Genomic DNA, 19,093 nt, shown 5'->3' on the forward strand with positions numbered 1-19,093 from the left:
GTTCGCCGGCAAGCCGGCTCCTACGAGGAGCGCGCTTGCCGGCGAACCCACTGTAAACGCCTCGCAAAAAATTCATTGTTCCCCCACCCGCCCCCCATTCCCGCCAAACGGCCAATGCCTATAATGGGCGACTTGCAACTGGCAAAGGTTGCCGGTGTCGAACCCTGACAATGCATTAAGGAAATCATTCGCAATGGCGTATTACCGTACCCCCCACGACGTGACGGCGCTGCCTGCCTGGCAGGCGCTCCAGCAACACCGCGACGCCATGCAGGGCTTCAGCATGCGCGAAGCCTTCGCCGCCGACGGCAAGCGCTTCGAACAGTTTTCCCTGAGCAGCTGCGGGCTGTTCCTCGACTACTCGAAGAACCTGATCAACGAGCAGACCCGTGACCTGCTGGTAAGTCTTGCCAACGAAGTGGGGCTGGCGGACGCCATCAAGTCGATGTTCAGCGGCGAGATCATCAACGCCTCGGAAGGCCGCCCGGTACTGCACACCGCGCTGCGCCGCCCGGTGGGCGACAAGCTGAGCGTGAACGGCGTCAACGTGATGCCCGAAGTGCACAAGGTGCTGAACCAGATCACCGAGCTGGTCGGGCGCATCCATGACGGCCTGTGGCGCGGCTACAGCGAAAAGCCGATCACCGACGTGGTGAACATCGGCATCGGCGGCTCGTTCCTCGGCCCCGAGCTGGTTTCCGAAGCCCTGTTGCCCTACGCCCAGCGCGGCGTGCGTTGCCACTACCTGGCAAACATCGACGGCAGCGAATTCCATGAGCTGTCGGCCAACCTGCGCGCCGAGACCACCTTGTTCATCGTCTCGTCGAAGTCGTTCAACACCCTCGAAACGCTGAAGAACGCCACCGCCGCGCGCACCTGGTACCTCGCCCAGGGCGGCTCGGAAGCCGAGCTGTACCGCCACTTCATCGCCGTGTCGAGCAACAAGGCCGCCGCCGTGGCCTTCGGTATGCGCGAAGAGAACATCTTCCCCATGTGGGACTGGGTGGGTGGACGCTACTCGCTGTGGTCGGCCATCGGCCTGCCCATCGCCCTGGCCATCGGCACCGCCAACTTCAAGGAACTGCTGTCCGGCGCCTACACCATGGACCAGCACTTCCAGACCGCGCCGTTCGACAAGAACATGCCGGTGCTGCTGGCCTTGCTGGGCGTGTGGTACGGCAACTTCTGGGGCGCCCAGGCCCACGCGATCCTGCCGTACGACCACTACCTGCGCAACATCACCAAGCACCTGCAGCAGCTGGACATGGAATCCAACGGCAAGAGCGTGCTGCAGGACGGCAGCCCGGTGAAGACCGATACCGGCCCGGTGATCTGGGGCGGCGTCGGCTGCAACGGCCAGCATGCCTACCACCAGTTGCTGCACCAAGGCACCCAGCTGATCCCGGCGGACTTCATCGTGCCGGTGGTGAGCTTCAACCCGGTCGCCGACCACCACCAGTGGCTGTACGCCAACTGCCTGTCGCAGAGCCAGGCGCTGATGCTCGGCAAGACCCGCGACGAGGCCGAAACCGAACTGCGCGCCAAGGGCATGAACGAGGACGACATTGCCAAGCTGGCGCCACACAAGGTGATCCCTGGCAATCGCCCGAGCAACACCCTGGTGGTCGAACGCATCAGCCCGCGCCGCCTCGGCGCGCTGGTGGCGATGTACGAGCACAAGGTGTTCGTGCAAAGCGTGGTCTGGGGTATCAATGCCTTCGACCAGTGGGGCGTGGAGCTGGGCAAGGAACTGGGCAAGGGCGTTTACCAGCGCCTGGTCGGCAGCCTGGAAGACAGCGCCGAGGATGGCTCCACCCAAGGCCTGATCAACTACTTCCGCGGCCGTCACCGCGGCTGATCGCCTAACCCTGTAGGAGCCAGCCTTGCTGGCGAAGCGGCCAACACCGAGATTTCCGTGAAACGCCGGTTCGCCAGCAAAGCTGGCTCCTACAGGAACATCGCCCGACGCTACACTGTCCTATCGAATAGCCGCCGCAGTCCCTCGCCTCCACAAGAGCAGGACCACCCGCCATGTTCGATATCCGCAACTACCCCCAGGCCCTGGCCGTCAGCCAGGCCGCGCAACTCTCCGACGACGACTACCGCCGCCTCTATCGCCAGTCGATCGACGCACCCGACCAATTCTGGGCCGAACAGGCCAAGCGCCTGGACTGGATCAAGCCCTGGTCGACCGTTCAGCAATGCGACCTCAAGACCGGCAAGGCACGCTGGTTCGATGGCGCCCAACTGAATGTCAGCCTCAACTGCATCGACCGCCACCTGGCCCAGCGCAGCGAACAGACCGCCTTGCTGTGGGAAGGCGACGATCCCGGCGACAGCAATGCCATCAGCTATCGCGAACTGCACCGTCAAGTCTGCCGCCTGGCCAATGCGCTCAAGGTGCGCGGCGTCAAGAAAGGCGACCGGGTGTGCATCTACATGCCGATGATCCCCGAGGCCGCCTATGCCATGCTCGCCTGCACGCGCATTGGCGCCATCCATTCCGTGGTGTTCGGCGGTTTCTCGCCTGACGCGCTGCGTGACCGTATTCTCGACGCCGACTGCCGTACCGTGATTACCGCCGACGAAGGCGTGCGCGGCGGCAAACGTATCCCGCTCAAGCAGAACGTCGACAAGGCGCTCGCCAGCTGCCCGGCAGTCAGCAGCGTGCTGGTGGTCAAGCGCACGGGGGCTGACATAGCCTGGTGCGAGGGCCGCGACCTCTGGTATCACGAGGCGACCGAAAAGGCGGGCGACGACTGCCCGGCCGAACCCATGGAGGCCGAGGACCCGCTGTTCATCCTCTATACCTCCGGCAGCACCGGCAAGCCCAAGGGGGTGCTGCACACCACGGGCGGCTACCTGCTGCAAGCCACCCTGACCTTCAAGGTGGTGTTCGACTACCGCGACGGCGAGGTGTTCTGGTGCACCGCCGATGTCGGCTGGGTCACCGGCCACAGCTATATCGTCTACGGCCCGCTGGCCAATGGCGCAACTTCGCTGATGTTCGAGGGCGTACCCAACTACCCCGACACCTCACGCTTCTGGCAGGTGGTGGACAAGCACCGGGTGAACATCTTCTACACCGCGCCCACGGCGTTGCGGGCGCTGATGCGCGAAGGCCCGGGGCCCTTGCAGAACACTTCACGCCAGAGCCTGCGCCTGCTCGGCAGCGTCGGCGAACCAATCAACCCGGAAGCCTGGGAGTGGTACTTCGAGGCAGTCGGGCAGCAGCGCTGCCCCATCGTCGACACCTGGTGGCAGACCGAGACCGGCGGCATCATGCTCACGCCCTTGCCCGGCACCCCCAGGCTCAAGCCCGGTTGCGCGACCCAGCCCATGTTCGGCGTGCAGCCGGTATTGCTGGATGAAAAGGGCAAGCTCATCGACGGCCCCGGTGCCGGGCTGCTGGCGATCAAGGCCAGCTGGCCGGGGCAGATCCGCAGCGTCTACGGCGACCACCAGCGCATGGTCGACACCTACTTCAAGCCCCTGCCCGGCTACTACTTCACCGGTGACGGCGCGCGCCGCGACGCCGACGGCGACTACTGGATCACCGGGCGCATCGACGATGTGATCAATGTCTCCGGCCACCGCATCGGCACCGCCGAAGTGGAAAGCGCCCTGGTGCTGCACGACAGCGTCGCCGAAGCAGCGGTGGTGGGCTACCCCCACGACCTCAAGGGCCAGGGCATCTATGCCTTCGTCACGCCCATGAGTGGTGTCACCCCGGACGACACGCTCAAGCAAGCACTGCTGGCGCTGGTCAGCAAGGAAATCGGCAGTTTCGCCAGGCCCGAACTGATCCAGTGGGCACCGGCCTTGCCCAAGACACGCTCGGGCAAGATCATGCGGCGTATACTGCGCAAGATCGCCTGCAACGAACTGGACAACCTGGGAGACACCTCCACCCTCGCCGACCCGAGCGTGGTCCAGGGCTTGATCGACAAGCGTCTAAACCAATAGCCGCGGCCCGGGTGGGCTGCCTTGAAGCAAAGGTCGCCATGGAAACCCTCCGCCGTCGCATCGAAACCCAGGTCATGAGCCTCACCGGGGTGGCCCTCGGCCAGCTCGACCTGGAATCGCCCAAGGGTGACCCGGGCCTGTTCGGCCCGCAGAGCGTCAGCTGGCAGGTGCACGGCGACTTCCCCAGCATGCTGGTGGGCGGCATCAGCGCGCTGATGCTGCAGGTGCTGCACCCCCTGGCCCTGGCCGGCGTCTGGGACCATTCGAACTTTCGCCAGGACCTGCTTGGCCGCCTGCGCCGCACCAGCCAGTTCATCTCTGGCACCACCTTCGGCTCGACCCGCGACGCCGAATGGCTGATCGACAAGGTGCGCACCATCCACCTCAAGGTCACCGGCACCGCGCCGGACGGACGCCCCTATGCCGCCAGCGATCCCGAGCTGCTGACCTGGGTGCATGTGGCCGAAGTCAGCAGCTTCCTCGCCGCCCACCTGCGCTACCGCAACCCCGCCCTGCCCCGCGCCGCCCAGGACCAGTACTACGACGAGATCGCCCTGATCGCCGAACGCCTGGGCGCCCGCGACGTGCCGCGCTCCTGCGCCCAGGTCGATGAATACCTGCGCCGCATGCGCCCACAACTGCAATGCAGCGCCCGCAGCCTGGAAGTGGTCGACATCCTGCTCAAGGCACCTGCGCCCAGCCGCCTGGCGCAACCGGTGGGCAAGCTGATGCTCAATGCCGGGATCGACCTGCTGCCGGGCTGGGCCAGCGACATGCTCGACCTGCACCAGGGCGAACTGTCCCGGCGCATGATCCGCCTGGGCCTGAACAACACCGCCCCGGTATTGCGCTGGGCCATGCGCAATGGCTCGGCGCATCGCGCCAGGCGGCGCATGGGGATCGAGTGAGGTTTTTGGCCAGCTCAGCGGAACCGATTTAACGTGCCATACTCCAACCACTCCAGCCTGATACAGACGAAGCGACACATGCCCAAAGGATTGACCCGCGCCGTCGGCGCCCTGCTGGCCCTGGTGGCCCTGTACAGCCTGCTCGGCTTTCTGATTCTTCCCGGCATCGCCCTGCGCGTCGCCAACCAGCAACTGGCCCAGTACGCCACCGTGCCGGCCCACTTGCAGCGCATCGAACTCAACCCGTTCAGCCTTGAACTGACCCTGTGGGGGCTGCAGATCGGCGAGCCCGGCAAGGAGCAAGTAGGCTTCGAGCGCCTGTACGCCAACCTGTCCCTCGACAGCCTGTGGACCAAAGCCTTGCACCTGGAAGCGGTGGCGCTGGACAAACCACGCACCGAGCTGCTGTTCGCCAAGGACGGCAGCCTCAACCTCACGCAGTTGTTCAAACTGCCACCCAGCGAAGCCAAGCCTGACGAGCCGCCCAGCGACCCGTTCCCGCTGCGCATCGGCAGCATCAAGCTCAGCGAAGGCTACCTGCACTTCCAGGACCTGCGCCCGAGCGAGCCGATCGAATTCCTCTACGACTCGATGAACCTGGAGCTGAAGAACCTCAGCACCCTGCCCGACGACAACGCCGACATGACCCTCGTAGCCAACGGCCCGGCCGGTGGGCGCATCGACTGGAGCGGCACCCTGAGCCTGGCCCCGATCGCCTCCGAAGGCACGCTCAAGGTCACCGAGGGCAAGATGAAAGCGTTCTGGCCCTATGTGCGCGATGCCGTGCCACTGGTGCTCGAAGAAGGCGTGGTCAGCCTCGATACCCACTACAAGCTCAACTTGTCCAAGGAAACCGAACTGCTGCTGAACAACACCTCGGTGCGTGTCGCGCCGTTCGCCATCAAGGCGCCGGATGGTCGGCCACTGGCGCGCCTGGCCAGCCTGGAGGTGAGCGAAACGTCCATCGACCTGGCCAAGCAGCTGGTCACCGTCGGCAAGATCCGCAGCGAAAAGCTCGAAACCTGGGCGGCCCTGGAAAGCGACGGCCAGCTCGACTGGCAGAAGCTGTTCGCCAGCCAGCCAGCAAAAGCCACGCCCAAGGAAAAGGCCGAACCTGCCGCCGCCGAACCGACCGAACAGGAGAAGGCCGCCAAGGAGCCAGGCAAGCCCTGGCAGGTGCTGCTCAAGGATGTGCAGGCACGCAATTACCTGATCCACCTGGCCGACCGCAGCCAGAAGGAACCGGTGGCGCTCGACGTCGGCCCGCTCAACCTGGAGTTGCAGAACTTCGACAGCCTCAACCAGTCGCCCTTCACCCTCAAGCTCGACACCGGCGTGGGCAAGCAGGGCAAGTTGCAAGCAGCCGGCCAGGTCAACCTGGCGCCAGTCAGCGCCAAGCTGGACGTCGCCACCCGTGACATCGACCTGCGCGTGGCCCAGGCCTACATCAGCCCGTTCATCCGCCTTGAACTGCGCAGCGGCATGCTCTCCAGCGACCTCAAGGTCGACCTCAAGAGCACCGAGCCGCTGGCCTTCACCATTGGCGGCAAGGCCCAGGTCGACCAACTGCACACCCTCGACACCATCAAGAACCGCGACTTCGTCAAATGGCAGCAGGTGAACGTCGATGGCTTGAGCTACGTGCATGGCGACGCCCTGTCGATCGACAAGGTGACCCTGCTGCAACCCTATGCGCGCTTCATCATCAACGAAGATCGCACCACCAACGTCGATGACCTGCTGATCCCGCAGCCAGCCGGCGCGCCGGCGGCCACCCAGGCCAAGCCGGCCAGTGGCGGCAGCACCAAGCCCCTGGGCATCCATGTCGGCCAGATCAGCATCAACGATGGCTCTGCCAACTTCGCCGACCTCACGCTCACGCCCAACTTCGCCACGGCCGTGCAGCAGCTCAACGGCCAGATCGGTACCCTCGACAATCGCAAGCCGCAGCCGGCCAAGGTGGACATAAAGGGCAAGGTCGACCGTTATGCGCCGGTGACCATCAAGGGCGCGCTCAACCCGTTCAACCCGCTGGCCAGCCTGGACATCGCCACCAGTTTCAAGCGTGTCGAGCTGACCACCCTGACGCCCTACTCCGGCAAGTTCGCCGGGTTCCGCATCCGCAAGGGCCGCCTGAACCTCGACCTGCACTACCTGATCACCAATGGCCAGCTCAAGGCCGAGAACAAGGTGGTGGTCGAACAGCTGCAGTTGGGCGAGAAGGTCGACAGCCCCGACGCCGTGGACCTGCCCATTCGCCTGGCAATCGCGTTGCTCAAGGATACCGACGGCAAGATCTCCATCGAGCTGCCGGTCTCCGGCGACCTCAACAACCCGCAGTTCAGTGTCATGCCGATCGTCTGGCAGACCCTGCGCAACCTGGTGCTGCGCGCGGCCCAGGCGCCGTTCAAGTTCATCGGCGGGCTGGTCGCGGGCGGCGGCGCCGAGGATCTCGGTACCGTGGCCTTCGCCGCGGGCTCGAGCGACCTGACCCCTGATGCCCAGTCCGCCCTGGACAAGCTGGCGTCCGCGCTCAAGGAGCGCCCGGAGTTGCGCCTGGAAATCGAAGGCACCGCGGCCCAGAACAGCGACGGCCCGCTGATCGCCCAGCAGCGTCTGGAGCGCGAGTACCAGGCCACCTGGTACAAGATCCTCCAGCGCCGTGGTGACAAGGTTCCGGCCAATGCGTCCCTGCTGGTGGTCGACGACAGCGACAAGCCGGCGATGCTCGAGGGCATCTACCGTACGCGCCTGAAGCAGCAGCCAGCGGCCGAGTGGGAAACGCTGGGGCGTGACGAACGCACCGCGAAACTGCGCGAGGCGGTGATCAAGTCGTGGGCCGAAAGCGCCCCGCTGCTGCGCACCCTCGGCCAGGAACGGGCCGCCAGCATCAAGGACTACCTGGTCGACAAGGGGCAGTTGGCCGATGACCGGGTGTATTTCATCGACACCACCCTTGGTCAGGCCGAGCGCGATGGCCGGGTGATCACACCGCTGCACCTGGACGCCGAGTAAGCGCCCGACGCTTCGCCTGTAGGAGCGGCTTCAGCCGCGATGCTGGCGAAGCGGTGTCTGGCACCCGCTTCGCGGGTGATCGCGGCTGAAGCCGCTCCTACAGAGGATCAACCCCAGCCTCAGGCCAGCCGCTGCCCCGACACCGCCGGGTGATACAGCGGCTGCACCTTGTTCCCCGCCGGATCCAGCAGGTGGAAGCTGCGCGCGCCGTCGCCATGGTTGAACGGACGGTCCAGCAGGGTCACGCCATGGGCCTTGAAGTAGTGGTACCAGGCTTCCAGCTCTTCCACGCTGTCGACGATGAACCCGTAGTGATCCAGGGTCTGCAAGCCATTGGCGGCACCCGCGCCGCGCCCCAGCGAGAGGTTGTCGTTACCGCAAGTGAGGTACACCAGGTCTTCGTTGGCACGGTTGAGTACCTCCATGCCCAGCACGTCGACGTAGAAGCGCTCGCACTCCTCCAGGTTGGGCACCAGCAGGGCGATATGGCGCAGGCCGTTGAGGTGACCGGGACGGGCAGGTAGATCGGACATGGTCGTGACTCCTTTTTTGTATACAATTCGAAAGCGAATTTAAAACAAAAGGAGACGCCTGTGTATAGCCTGTTCATCAAGACCCGCGTCAAACCCGGAACGGCAGAAGCCTTCCTCAGCGCCATCCAGCTCAATGCCGCCGCCTCGGTGGCCAACGAGCCAGGTTGCCTGGTGTTCGATGTGTCGCAGGATCGCGAGGACCCGGAGGTGATCTACCTGTACGAGATCTACCGCGACGACGCGGCGTATGAGGCACACACGCAAACCGCGCACTTTCGCGACAGCCGCCCGCTGGTGGAGCCGCTGATCGTCGAGCAGGTGTGCTTCGAGGGCGAGGTGGTGGCGCGCAATCCGGTGAGCGTGTAGGAGCGGCTTCAGCCGCGATGCAGGCAACGCGGTGCCTGGCACCCGCTTCGCGGGTGATCGCGGCTGAAGCCGCTCCTACAGAGGTCTTGCCCAATCAGTGAGCGCTGGTTGCTGCAGCAACCACTGCGCAATGGCTTGGCTGCCTTCGCGGCCAGGATGCAGGTGATCACCAGAGTCGTGGCAAGCCTGCAGACGGTCCGGGTCGTGCGGGTCCCTCAGCAATGCATCCAGGTCCAGCACGCCGTCAAATCCGCTGTCCTCGCGCAGCCATCGGTTGAGCCGATGGCGCAAGAGATCCTTGCCTGGTTGATGGAAAGCCTCGAACGGTGTGCCGGCGAACGCGCCCTTGAACGGGGTCAGCGTCATGCCCAGCACGTTGATGCCACGCCCATGAGCGGCCTCGATAAGCGCGGTGTAACCGGCCTTCAACGCTTCCAGCGTGGGCAACGCGCCGCCAGGATCGATGACCGAGTCGGCCCACCCCAGGTCGTTCAACCCCACCTGCACGATGACCATGGCCACGCCAGGCTGACTCAGCACATCCCGCTCGAATCGATTGAGCACGCTGATACCCAACCGGTCACGCAACAATCGGCCACCCGACTGCCCGGCATTGATCACGGCGATACCCTGCGGTGCCAAGTGGCTGGCCAACAGGTCGGCCCAACAACCATGGCTGTTCTTTTCCAGGCCATGGCCATTGACCAGCGAATCACCGATCACCGCCAGCGCCACGCCCTGCCCCAGCACCTCGACCGCGTTGACCAGCACCCGCACGTTCAATGGCTGCGCATCGGGCAGCGGTACTTCGTTACCCGTCCGGTCACCGGGCTCGATGCTGCCGGTCTGGCGGGCGTCCCAGTGAAAAGTCGTGGGGGTGAAGTCGCTCGGCAGGTAGACAGCCAGCTCAAGGTCGGCCAGATCGGGGACCGGCAGTTCCAGCGGGTCACTGCGCAAGCGTTCGCCGGCAGCCAAGGTGACGCGATGGCTACCGCCAAAAGTGAGGTCTGCCCAGGCACCAACCTGCCCTTGTTCACGTAGGGCCACCCGGCACAGGCCGAGGGTCAGCGGGGTATCGCCGTACTCGTTGGAGAACACCAGTCGCAACATCCGCCCACCTCGGCTGATGCGCAGGGGCTGGCGCACGGTACATGCACTGGCCATCGACGGCAGCTGGGTGGGAAATGGCAATTCAGTGCCCCAGGCCGGTTGGGCCGGAGCCGTCCAGGTGGAGATCCAGGCGGCGCCCACCGAGGGCGAGAATTCGGAGGAGGAAACAGACACGCGGAAAATCCCTTTCGCAGTAGCTGGCACACAGGCCAACGGTGGCAGATGCGACCGTCGCCAGAGGCTACTGCAGGCGCCATTAAAACGCCACTATCCGGAATGCCCACGGGGTTTCATCAACCCCGTGGGCAAAGCCCCTGATCAGGCGATCAGCGCCTTCACCACGTCATCGTCCGCGGCTGCGGCGATGGACGCCAGGTACTGGCCATAGCTGGTCTTCTTCAGTGCCGAAGCCCGTGCCAGCAACTGTGCCTGGTTGATCCAGCCGTTCTGGAAGGCGATCTCTTCCAGGCAGGCCACTTTCAGGCCCTGGCGGTTCTCGATGGCCTGGACGAAATTGCCGGCTTCGAGCAGCGAATCGTGGGTGCCGGTGTCGAGCCAGGCGAAGCCACGGCCCAACACGTTGACGTTCAGCGTGCCACGCTCGAGGTAGGCGTTGTTGATGTCGGTGATCTCCAGCTCGCCACGGGCCGACGGTTTGACCTGCGCCGCGATATCGAGCACCTGATTGTCATAGAAGTACAGCCCGGTGACCGCGTAGTTGGACTTGGGCGCCTTGGGCTTCTCCTCGATGCTGATCGCCTTGCCCTGGGCGTCGAACTCCACCACGCCGAAGGCCTGCGGGTCGGCCACGTAGTAGCCGAATACGGTGGCACCGCTCTCACGGCTGGCAGCCTGGCGCAGGGTGTCGCTGAACTGGGTGCCGTAGAAGATGTTGTCCCCCAGCACCAGGCAGACGTTGTCGTCACCGACGAACTCCTTGCCGATGATGAACGCCTGGGCCAGGCCATCCGGGCTTGGCTGCTCGGCGTAGCTGAGCTTGATGCCGAACTGGCTGCCGTCACCGAGCATGCGCTGGAAGCCCGGCAGGTCGGTCGGAGTGGAGATCACCAGGATCTCGCTGATGCCGGCCAGCATCAGCACCGACAGCGGGTAGTAGATCATCGGTTTGTCGTAGATCGGCAAGGACTGCTTGGACACGCCCAGGGTGATCGGGTGCAGGCGAGTGCCCGAACCGCCGGCCAGCAGGATGCCCTTGTATTTGGTCTTTTTCATGAAACAGCTCCCTTGAAACATGAATGAGGTGAAGGTTCAGGCGGCGTTGCCCAGGCGCTCCAGGCGGTAGGCGCCATTGAGCACGCGCTGCCACCAGCCACGGTTGTCGAGGTACCACTGCACGGTCTTGCGCAGCCCGGTCTCGAAGGTCTCCTGCGGGGTCCAGCCCAGCTCGTCGGCGATCTTGCTGGCGTCGATCGCATAGCGCAGGTCATGCCCGGGCCGATCGCTGACGAACTCGATCAGGTCGCTGTAGGCCTGGACGCCCTCGGGCTTGTTCGGTTGCAGCTCTTCGAGCAACGCGCAGATGATTTGCACCACGTCCAGGTTGCGGCGCTCGTTGTGGCCACCGATGTTGTAGGTCTGGCCCACTTCGCCACGGGTCAGCACGGTGTACAGGGCGTGGGCGTGGTCCTCGACATGCAACCAATCGCGGACTTGCGCGCCGTTGCCATACACTGGCAGCGGCTTGCCGTGCAGGGCGTTGAGGATCACGTGCGGGATCAACTTCTCGGGGAAGTGGTGCGGGCCGTAGTTGTTCGAGCAGTTGGTCACCAGCACCGGCAGCCCATAGGTACGGCCCCAGGCGCGGACCAGGTGGTCGCTGCCGGCCTTGCTCGCCGAGTAGGGCGAGCTGGGCGCATAAGGGGTCTGCTCGGTGAAGAAGTCATCGGTACCTTCCAGGTCGCCGAACACTTCGTCGGTGGAGATGTGATGGAAGCGGAACGCCGCGCGGGCTTCCGGTGCCAGACCGTTCCAGTAGCCGCGGGCCACTTCCAGCAGGGTCGCGGTGCCCAGCACGTTGGTGCGGATGAAGGCGTCCGGGCCTTCGATCGAGCGGTCGACGTGCGACTCGGCCGCCAGGTGCATCACCGCCTGGGGCTGGAACTCGGCGAAGATCCGCTGCAAGTGCACTTTGTCGCAGATATCGGCCTGGTAGAAGCGGTAGCGCTCGGAGTCGGCGACGCTGGCCAGCGACTCGAGGTTGCCGGCATAAGTCAGGACGTCGACGTTGGCCACGTGGCAGTCGGTGTTTTGAATCAGGTGGCGGACCACGGCCGAGCCAATGAAGCCCGCGCCGCCGGTAATCAAGATGTTCACGCAAGTACTCCTGTAATGGGTGTGGTGAATCCGTTCACGCTTTTTTAGTTGACCAGGGCGACCCAGTACTTGCTGAGCGCGCCTTTGAGGATCAGCAACGACTGGATGCAGGTGAAGCTTTCGTCGGTGGTGGCCGAGGTGGTGTTCAGCGGGCCGAAGCCACCGTCTTTCTTCTGGTGCCGAGCAATCCAGTCCGTCACGCCCTGCTTGTCCCGAGGCTCGGCATCGAGCAGGTACAGGCCGGCCACCGCCATGTAGCTACCGACCAGGCTGACCGCCTTGCCCGGGCGATAGAGGAACGGCCCGTCGGCTTGCTGCAGCCCTTGCAGCCAGGCCACGGTGGCCTGGGCATCCACCAGCTCGCGGTCCAGCGCATGCAACAGCGACAGGGCGCGGTAGGTGGAGAAGGTGTCGGGCGGGTTACCCGGGCGATTGCCGAAACCGCCATCGGCATGCTGGCAGGCCAGGATGAAGTCCAGCAGCGCCTCCGGCTGGTTCGCCTGTGCACCCAGTACGTGCAGCGACAACGCCGCCAGGTTGCTGTGCCAGATGTCCGACTGGTAGCCCGGCACGTTGCCGAAACCGCCATCGGCCTGCTGGCACTGGCGCAGGTAGGCGACGCAGGCCTGCTCGGCACGTGGCGCGCTGCCCAACAGGCGCAGGGAAATCACCGCGCAGTAGGTGGCGAACACGTCGCTCAGCTGGCCAGGTTGCTCGGAGAAGCCACCGTCGGGGTTCTGCGAGGCCTGGATGCAGGCCACCAGGCTGGCGCTGTCCTCGATGTCCGCTTTCAACGCATACAGGTCGGAAATCACGTGCAGCGCCGAGAACACCTGCCAGCAGCGGTCGGCGCGGAAGCCCTGCGGCGCCAGCTCGGCGGTCAGGCCGTAGGGCACCGCGAGGGAGGCACGCGACTGGCTCAGCCAGTCGTAGTAGGCCGGCAAATTGACGTCCAGGTTCGGCATCTGGCCCAGGTGGGGTTGCTCCAGCGGCCGACGGTTGTCCACCACGCGCAGGGCGCTGCCATCGACCGGGGCCCAGGTTTGCGGCGCCGGCAAGGACGCGGTGTGGTTTGCCAGGGCCTTGAGGCAGGCCAGTTGACCTTCCAGGCTCTTGATGTGCAACGGCAGGTACGACAGGTTGCCGATGTGGAACACGCCCAACTGCCGAGGTGGCGCCCAGAACTGGCGGATGAAGGGCACCGTCGGATCGACCGGGGTCGACCAGAAGTAGCCTTTGCCCAGGAAGAACCCACCATGGTGGCTGTCGTGGAAATCCCCCAGCGCCTTGAGCAACTGATCGCGGCGTTCGGCGGCGTCGTGTGGCTGTGCCAGCGCCAATGCATCGAGCAGCAACGCCACGTCCAGGCTGGTCTTGATCGGGAACGGCGACTCGTTGCGCTTGAACGAGGTGAGCCAGTCCGCGCCGACGCGCTGGTCGTAGCGCAGGCGATCCCAGAAGCCGCCGTAGGTGTTGTCGTGCAGGCGCTCGAAGGTGTCCTCGAGTAGCTTGCGCGCCAGCTGCAGCATCTCCTGGTGGCTGTTGGCCCGTGCCCAGCGCGCCAGGGCCGCCGCGGCGCGCGCCCGGCTGGCGGTGTTGCGCAGGGTGCCTGCGCCCAGGCCATCGAGCTCGGCGCGCACTTCGTCCTCAAGCTTCCAGACGTGTTGCTGCAGGTGGGTGAGCAGCGCCTGGTCACCCTTGCAGGCGCACAGGCTGCACAACAGGTTGACCGCGCCGATGTCCAACTCGATTGGCATGTGCCCATCGATCACCGCGCTCCAGTCGCTGCTGAGCACACCCCCGAACAGACGGTTGTCATAGACCTGCTGCAGGCGCTGGCTCAAGCCCAGGGTCACGCTCTTCAGCTGCGCATCGTCACGCCGCAGGCGGCGGAACTCGAGTACTGCGCGCAGGGCATCGAACTGGACCGCCAGGGTCCGGCAACGCCCGGAGCCATGCGGGTTCCAGAAACGGTCGCCCAATTCGATGAAGCCATCCTGGCTGGCATCGTGCAGCGCCAGCAACCCGGCCAGCGCGAACTCGGCCTGCTCGGCCTCGCCATGGGCGGCGAAGAACAGCGTCGCCGCCACCTGGTCCTCCAGGCGCTTGTCGCTGCTGATGCGTACCGCACCGGTAGCGTCGGTGACTGCCAGAAAGCCACCCTCTTCCCTGTCCATCAAGGCTTCGGCCATGAAGGTAATTGAGGCGCTGTGCATTGCCCTCTCCCTGAATAATGCTGTGGATGATGTTGCTTACTGAGCCAGGCTCAGAATCCGGCTGGCGGCACGCTGGGCACCCAAGCCATCCGGTGCGGCGACACGCTGGTGGGCACCGAAATAGGTTGGCGCCGCGGTGTCCTTGTCCAGTTCGGCGCCGATCAGCTCGGCAATCCGCGCGGCCTCGCAACCCAGGTAGGTCGGGAAGCCGAGGCGCCCCAGGCGGTCGAGCGCCTCGGCCTCGTGGTACTCGGACTTCGACGGCAGCACGAACAGCGTCGGAATGTTCAGCGCGGCGATCTCGGTCACGGTGATCCAGCCCGGCGCCGATACCAGCAGGCTGGCTTCGCGCAGCAGGCCCATCCAGTCCGGGTAGTACGGCACGCTGATGACGCCTTCGCGCGGGGCGATGTCCTGGCGGCCGAGCAGCACCATCTTCAGCTCCGGGCGTTCGGCGCGCAGGCGCTCGAAGGCCTCCAGGTAGCCGTTGAGCAGGTTCTGCTTGCTCTCGGCGAACATGGTGGTGCCGCTGATGGAGGCGACAACGAACGGACCATCACCCAGGCCCAGGTCGGCGCGCACGGTGGAGGCGTTGGTCTGGGTGAAATCACGGATCATCGGCCCGACGAAGTGCGCCTTGCCCGAGTGCAGCGCGCTGGCCACCGGCGTGCCGTTGTCCATTTCCGGGATGTAGGGCTTGTCGGTCAGCACCAGCTGGCTCTGCTCGATCATCCACGAGAACTGCTTGTGCAAGGCCAGGCGCGCCCGGTTCAGGTCTTCGGCGTTGAGCTCGAAACCACCTTCGCTCAGGTCCTGGTCGGTCAACTGGCACAAGGTGAAGTCGTAGCGCTCGGTGACGAACACCAGGGGCGTGCGGCTGAAGATCGCCGCCAGGCAAGCCGCCATGTTGAAGTCGGAAATCACCACCCGAGGCTTGTGTTCCTCGATGATCGCCAGGTAGGCGAGCATGCGTTCGCTGGACAGGAACGTGTTGGAGATGTAGCCGGCGATATAGCTGCCCCAGTCGAGCTGGCGCGACAAGTTGCTCTTTTTCGAATAGTCCATCAGTTGCCCGGCGACATCGATCACCTCGATGCCCGAGCCTTCGAACATCGGGGTGAACACGTCCTGCAGCGAGGCCAGGGCCACCTTCAGGTCGATGTCGGGGTTGCGATCCTTAAGGGCACGGCCGATCGACAGCACGCGCATGTTGTGACCGGAACCGGTGGGTGCGGGGGCGAACAGAATCATGCGACTTCCTCCTTGAGTTGAATGATGCCTTTGACTACCGAGTGTGCAGGTACATCGCGAATGACCACGGCGTAGGGTTCGACCACCACGTCGTCGCCAAGGGAAACAGGACCAACGATCAAGGCGCCGGTACCAATGCGGCAACGCTTGCCGATGCGAATGGGGGCGGCTTTCCAGGGCAGCGAGCGGTAGCCGTGGTCATGGGAGGACGACACCAGGGTGACCTGGTCGTCGAGCTGGCTGTGCTCGCCGATGGCGACACCACCAGCCCCTTCGATGACCACGCCACGCCCCAGGCCGACGTGCTCGCCAAGGGCGATACCGCCGTGATCGTGCATGCCACCGCGCCGGGTGCTGCGGCCGATCAGCACGCAGTCCTCACCGATGTGCACCGAAGCGCCACCGGACAATTCGGCGTCGATCAACGCGCTGTCGGCGATATGCCAAGTACAGAGCTGTGGGTTTTGCTGATGCACCAGGTGCAATGCGCAGGAGGCGCGATCGAGAAAGGAAGGCAGGCCTTCGCGCTGACGCTTGAGCACTTTCTGCAGGACCGGCGCCGGGTCGGGCCAGCCATCCTCGCTGACCTGGCGACGGGCGATCACCCGTGCCGGGCGGCCGACGACGATGCAGTCCTGCTCGACGTTTTCAGTGACCAGTGCGCCTGCGGCCACCACCGCTCCGGCACCGATGTGCACGCCGGGCAAAAGGGTTGCGCGGGCACCGATCCAGGCGCCACGGCCCACACGGATGGGGTGTTGCTCGCTGCCGCGAGCGACGACGCCGGTGGCCAGCATGCCGCGGTCAGCAACATCGAGGTGCTCGAGGCTGCACTTGAAACCGATGAAGCACCCCTGACCCAGGGTCACGCCCTGGAGGTGATTGCCGGCGCGAACCCAGCTGGCATCACCAATATGGGAGTCGGACGAAACGCGCGTCCCGACTTCGACAAGCCATGTTGTCTGCATCACACAATCCCTTGCCTGTTCGGATGCAGCGCGTGGTTTCGCCGTGGCGAAAGTCAGACATGCATCCCGGTTGCGAATCCTTGCATGGGGTGTCGCCACTCTGGCGTGACCTGCTGTCCAGGCCTGCCGATTTCGAGGGGTTAGAGCCGCCCTGCGAAGCCAATAATGTACTAGTCAATTAGTACTGTTCGCATATCCTAGTACAGACAAAATGCCTAGGCAACACGTTTTCTGTGCCGGTCGTTAGAAAATTTCAGGGCAGTCAAGACGCACAAAAATGTTTCGATCGTGTGAAAAACTTGCTGAATTTAGCGTGTAACCTGCACATAAATCCACAGGAACAGCAAAAACGCAACCGGCCACTCACGTGGCCGGTTGCGTTGAGACAAACCAGAGAATGGCCAAAGGCCAGCTAGCAGAGGAGAGGTCAGTGCGCGAGATGATCCGGGACGATGGACTCCCAATTGCCCATGGCATGGCCTGCCACTTTTTCCAACGCATCGCGTGGTGAACCGTCACGCGCCACCATGGCCATGCCGCGCTGTACCACGCCGTAGTAATTGGCCAGGCTCTCGCAATCGACATGCTCGCCGATCTCACGGCTGGCCTGCCCGAGGCGCAGGCGGTTCTTCAACATCTCGAAGGGTTTGCAGCGCAGCACCTTGAGCCCGACCCTGAGGTTGGGCAAGGGCGAATTGAGGTCGGTCTGGGTGACGAAACAACCGTGGGGACGGTCTTCACGGGTGAGGATCCTGGCAGTTGCCAGGAGGACGGCCTGGATCGAGTCCTGCGCCCGTTCATACTTGTACAGCTCGCTCCAGATCTCCTCGCCAACCGTGGACCAGTAAAGCTCCAGCGCTTCGAGGAACAGGTCCTCCTTGGAGCCGAAGGCGGCATAGAGGCTCGGTGACTTGATCTTCATCACCCCCATCAACTCGCTCAGCGACGTGCCATCGTAACCCTTGTCCCAGAACAGCAGCATGGCCTTGACCAGCGCCTCGTGTCGATCGAACTCCCGGGGTCTTCCACGACCACTCATATCTACTTCTCCCTTCTCACAACGGGTGGGTCGCAACCTAGGCAGTCACAACCCGGATCCCACTGCGCCGCCCAGGCCACCCATGACCTGCAGGCCTTGCGCGGCAGGGCGTGCAGCGGCAATACGTGAACGGCGTTACAAAAAGAATTGTATTGTACTAATACATCCGTACAATCAGCGGTGTGCGAATGATATGCGGTCGCCTGCGGGGTACGTCAACCCCGGCTTACAAACAATAAGTCATGGCGTACATGCATGATCGCCAAAGCTTTTTTAGCGAAGATCACTCACCGAAGGAGCGTTTCAGCAATGGATGTTGCAACCTACAGAAATGCCATGGCCCGGCTTGGCGGCGCCGTCTCGATCATCAGCACCGACGGCCCCAGTGGTCGCCACGGCTTCACCGCGTCCGCCGTGTGCAGCGTCACCGACACCCCGCCCACCCTGCTGGTGTGCATGAACAACCAGTCGCGCCAGCGCAGCAGTTTCGAAGAAAACGGCGTGCTCTGCGTGAACGTGCTGCGCGGTGACCACCAGCATCTGTCGGGCATCTTCGCCAACAAGCACCTGGACATGGAGCAACGCTTCCAGGCAACTCCCTGGTCCACCGGCCACAGCGGCGCACCGACCATGGACGAGGCGCTCGTCTGCTTCGACTGCCGGATCAGCGAAATCCACACGGTGGGCAGCCACAGCATCTTCTACTGCCAGGTGCTGAACATCGACAGCGCCCAGCATCCGGAAGGGTTGATCTATTTCGACCGTGCCTATCATCGCGTTGCCGCGCCCGATCAGTCTGCGGCCTGAAGACTTCCGGAGAACACGCGTCATGGACAATCTCTGGACTTCGCTGCCGCTACCTGGCCTGAGCGACGATCAACGTCACTGGCTGTTCGCGCCAGGCTCGCTGACCCTGCGCCTAAAGGCGCTGGGCCGGTTCAGCATGGATGTGACCCAGCAGCGGATCGATTTCCCCGAACCCGGTGAAGCCCACGCCCTGGGTTGCACCGCCGACAGCCCTGCCTGGATCCGTGAAGTGGCCTTGAAAGTCGACGACCAGGTCATGGTCTGCGCCCGCAGCCTGACGCCGATGCGCGAGCGCCGGCCGGCCTGGCCGGAGCTTGCCGGCTACGGTGGCGAGCCATTGGGCGGCATGCTGTACAACTCGCAGGATATTCACCGCGGCGCATTCGAATGCCAGCGCCCACAGGCCGATGACCCGCTGTCGCGCCTGGCCACGTCGCTTGGTCAGCCAGGCGGCAAGTTGCTGGCCCGCCGCTCGCGCTTCATGCGCGACGGCCAGCCACTGCTGATCGCCGAATGCTTTCTCGAGGGTTTCTGGGCGTTGTTGCAGGAGCGGAGCGCGCCGCTGAAACTGGCTATCTGA

General features: G+C 64.3%; 15 protein-coding genes. 7 read left to right on the top strand and 8 right to left on the bottom strand.

All coding sequences use genetic code 11. The features are described 5' to 3' along the window. Positions 1-193 precede the first annotated feature (193 nt). The 4 genes from pgi to P5705_RS11885 all read left to right on the top strand — a co-directional run bounded on the left by pgi (position 194) and on the right by P5705_RS11885 (position 7,889). Positions 194-1,858, top strand: a complete 1,665-nt coding sequence (gene pgi / locus P5705_RS11870) for a glucose-6-phosphate isomerase (protein ID WP_277461052.1) — start codon at positions 194-196, stop codon at positions 1,856-1,858. A 173-nt stretch (positions 1,859-2,031) separates the two neighbouring features. Next, complete coding sequence (gene acs, locus P5705_RS11875; RefSeq protein WP_277461053.1) at positions 2,032-3,966, top strand: acetate--CoA ligase; 1,935 nt, start codon at positions 2,032-2,034, stop codon at positions 3,964-3,966. Between the two features lie 38 nt (positions 3,967-4,004). Further along, positions 4,005-4,874 carry an oxygenase MpaB family protein gene (locus P5705_RS11880; protein ID WP_277461054.1) on the top strand — a complete coding sequence of 290 codons (870 nt, stop codon included), beginning with the start codon at positions 4,005-4,007 and terminating at the stop codon, positions 4,872-4,874. Positions 4,875-4,952: 78 nt separating this feature from the next. Continuing rightward, complete coding sequence (locus tag P5705_RS11885) at positions 4,953-7,889, top strand: DUF748 domain-containing protein (protein WP_277461055.1); 2,937 nt, start codon at positions 4,953-4,955, stop codon at positions 7,887-7,889. A 119-nt stretch (positions 7,890-8,008) separates the two neighbouring features. On the opposite strand, the gene P5705_RS11890 is transcribed toward P5705_RS11885, so the two are convergent. Beyond that, positions 8,009-8,422: a VOC family protein gene (locus tag P5705_RS11890; RefSeq protein WP_277461056.1), complete on the bottom strand. Its 414-nt coding sequence runs from the start codon at positions 8,420-8,422 to the stop codon at positions 8,009-8,011. Positions 8,423-8,482: 60 nt separating this feature from the next. Here P5705_RS11890 and P5705_RS11895 point away from each other — a divergent pair, with 60 nt between their 5' ends. Then, complete coding sequence (locus P5705_RS11895) at positions 8,483-8,788, top strand: putative quinol monooxygenase (RefSeq protein ID WP_277461057.1); 306 nt, start codon at positions 8,483-8,485, stop codon at positions 8,786-8,788. 75 nt (positions 8,789-8,863) lie between these two features. Here the strand turns inward: P5705_RS11895 and P5705_RS11900 are convergent, their stop codons facing one another. The 7 genes from P5705_RS11900 to P5705_RS11930 form a co-directional block, all read right to left on the bottom strand. Then, complete coding sequence (locus P5705_RS11900; protein WP_277461059.1) at positions 8,864-10,072, bottom strand: SGNH/GDSL hydrolase family protein; 1,209 nt, start codon at positions 10,070-10,072, stop codon at positions 8,864-8,866. Positions 10,073-10,216: 144 nt separating this feature from the next. Beyond that, on the bottom strand, positions 10,217-11,131 hold the full coding sequence (gene rfbA / locus P5705_RS11905) for a glucose-1-phosphate thymidylyltransferase RfbA (RefSeq protein ID WP_277461060.1): 915 nt from the start codon (positions 11,129-11,131) through the stop codon (positions 10,217-10,219). Positions 11,132-11,167: 36 nt separating this feature from the next. Then, the gene (gene rfbB, locus P5705_RS11910) at positions 11,168-12,232 is read right to left on the bottom strand and encodes a dTDP-glucose 4,6-dehydratase (RefSeq protein ID WP_277461061.1); all 1,065 of its coding nucleotides are present in this window, start codon (positions 12,230-12,232) and stop codon (positions 11,168-11,170) included. A gap of 44 nt (positions 12,233-12,276) precedes the next feature. Beyond that, the gene (locus tag P5705_RS11915) at positions 12,277-14,448 is read right to left on the bottom strand and encodes a prenyltransferase/squalene oxidase repeat-containing protein (RefSeq protein WP_277461062.1); all 2,172 of its coding nucleotides are present in this window, start codon (positions 14,446-14,448) and stop codon (positions 12,277-12,279) included. A 36-nt stretch (positions 14,449-14,484) separates the two neighbouring features. Beyond that, positions 14,485-15,699: a hypothetical protein gene (locus P5705_RS11920; protein WP_277461063.1), complete on the bottom strand. Its 1,215-nt coding sequence runs from the start codon at positions 15,697-15,699 to the stop codon at positions 14,485-14,487. Further along, positions 15,696-16,667, bottom strand: coding sequence for a DapH/DapD/GlmU-related protein (locus tag P5705_RS11925; protein WP_277461064.1), 972 nt, complete (start codon positions 16,665-16,667; stop codon positions 15,696-15,698). The genes P5705_RS11920 and P5705_RS11925 overlap by 4 nt, the downstream gene beginning before the upstream one ends. A gap of 427 nt (positions 16,668-17,094) precedes the next feature. Further along, positions 17,095-17,706: a TetR/AcrR family transcriptional regulator gene (locus P5705_RS11930; RefSeq protein WP_277461065.1), complete on the bottom strand. Its 612-nt coding sequence runs from the start codon at positions 17,704-17,706 to the stop codon at positions 17,095-17,097. A 309-nt stretch (positions 17,707-18,015) separates the two neighbouring features. Between P5705_RS11930 and P5705_RS11935 the strand changes: the two genes are divergently transcribed. Both P5705_RS11935 and P5705_RS11940 read left to right on the top strand, forming a co-directional pair. Next, complete coding sequence (locus tag P5705_RS11935; RefSeq protein ID WP_011535772.1) at positions 18,016-18,513, top strand: flavin reductase; 498 nt, start codon at positions 18,016-18,018, stop codon at positions 18,511-18,513. Between the two features lie 22 nt (positions 18,514-18,535). Beyond that, positions 18,536-19,093, top strand: a complete 558-nt coding sequence (locus P5705_RS11940) for a chorismate--pyruvate lyase family protein (protein ID WP_277461066.1) — start codon at positions 18,536-18,538, stop codon at positions 19,091-19,093.

Origin of the sequence: Pseudomonas entomophila, from assembly GCF_029478665.1 — a bacterium.
Lineage (GTDB): Bacteria > Pseudomonadota > Gammaproteobacteria > Pseudomonadales > Pseudomonadaceae > Aquipseudomonas > Aquipseudomonas entomophila_F.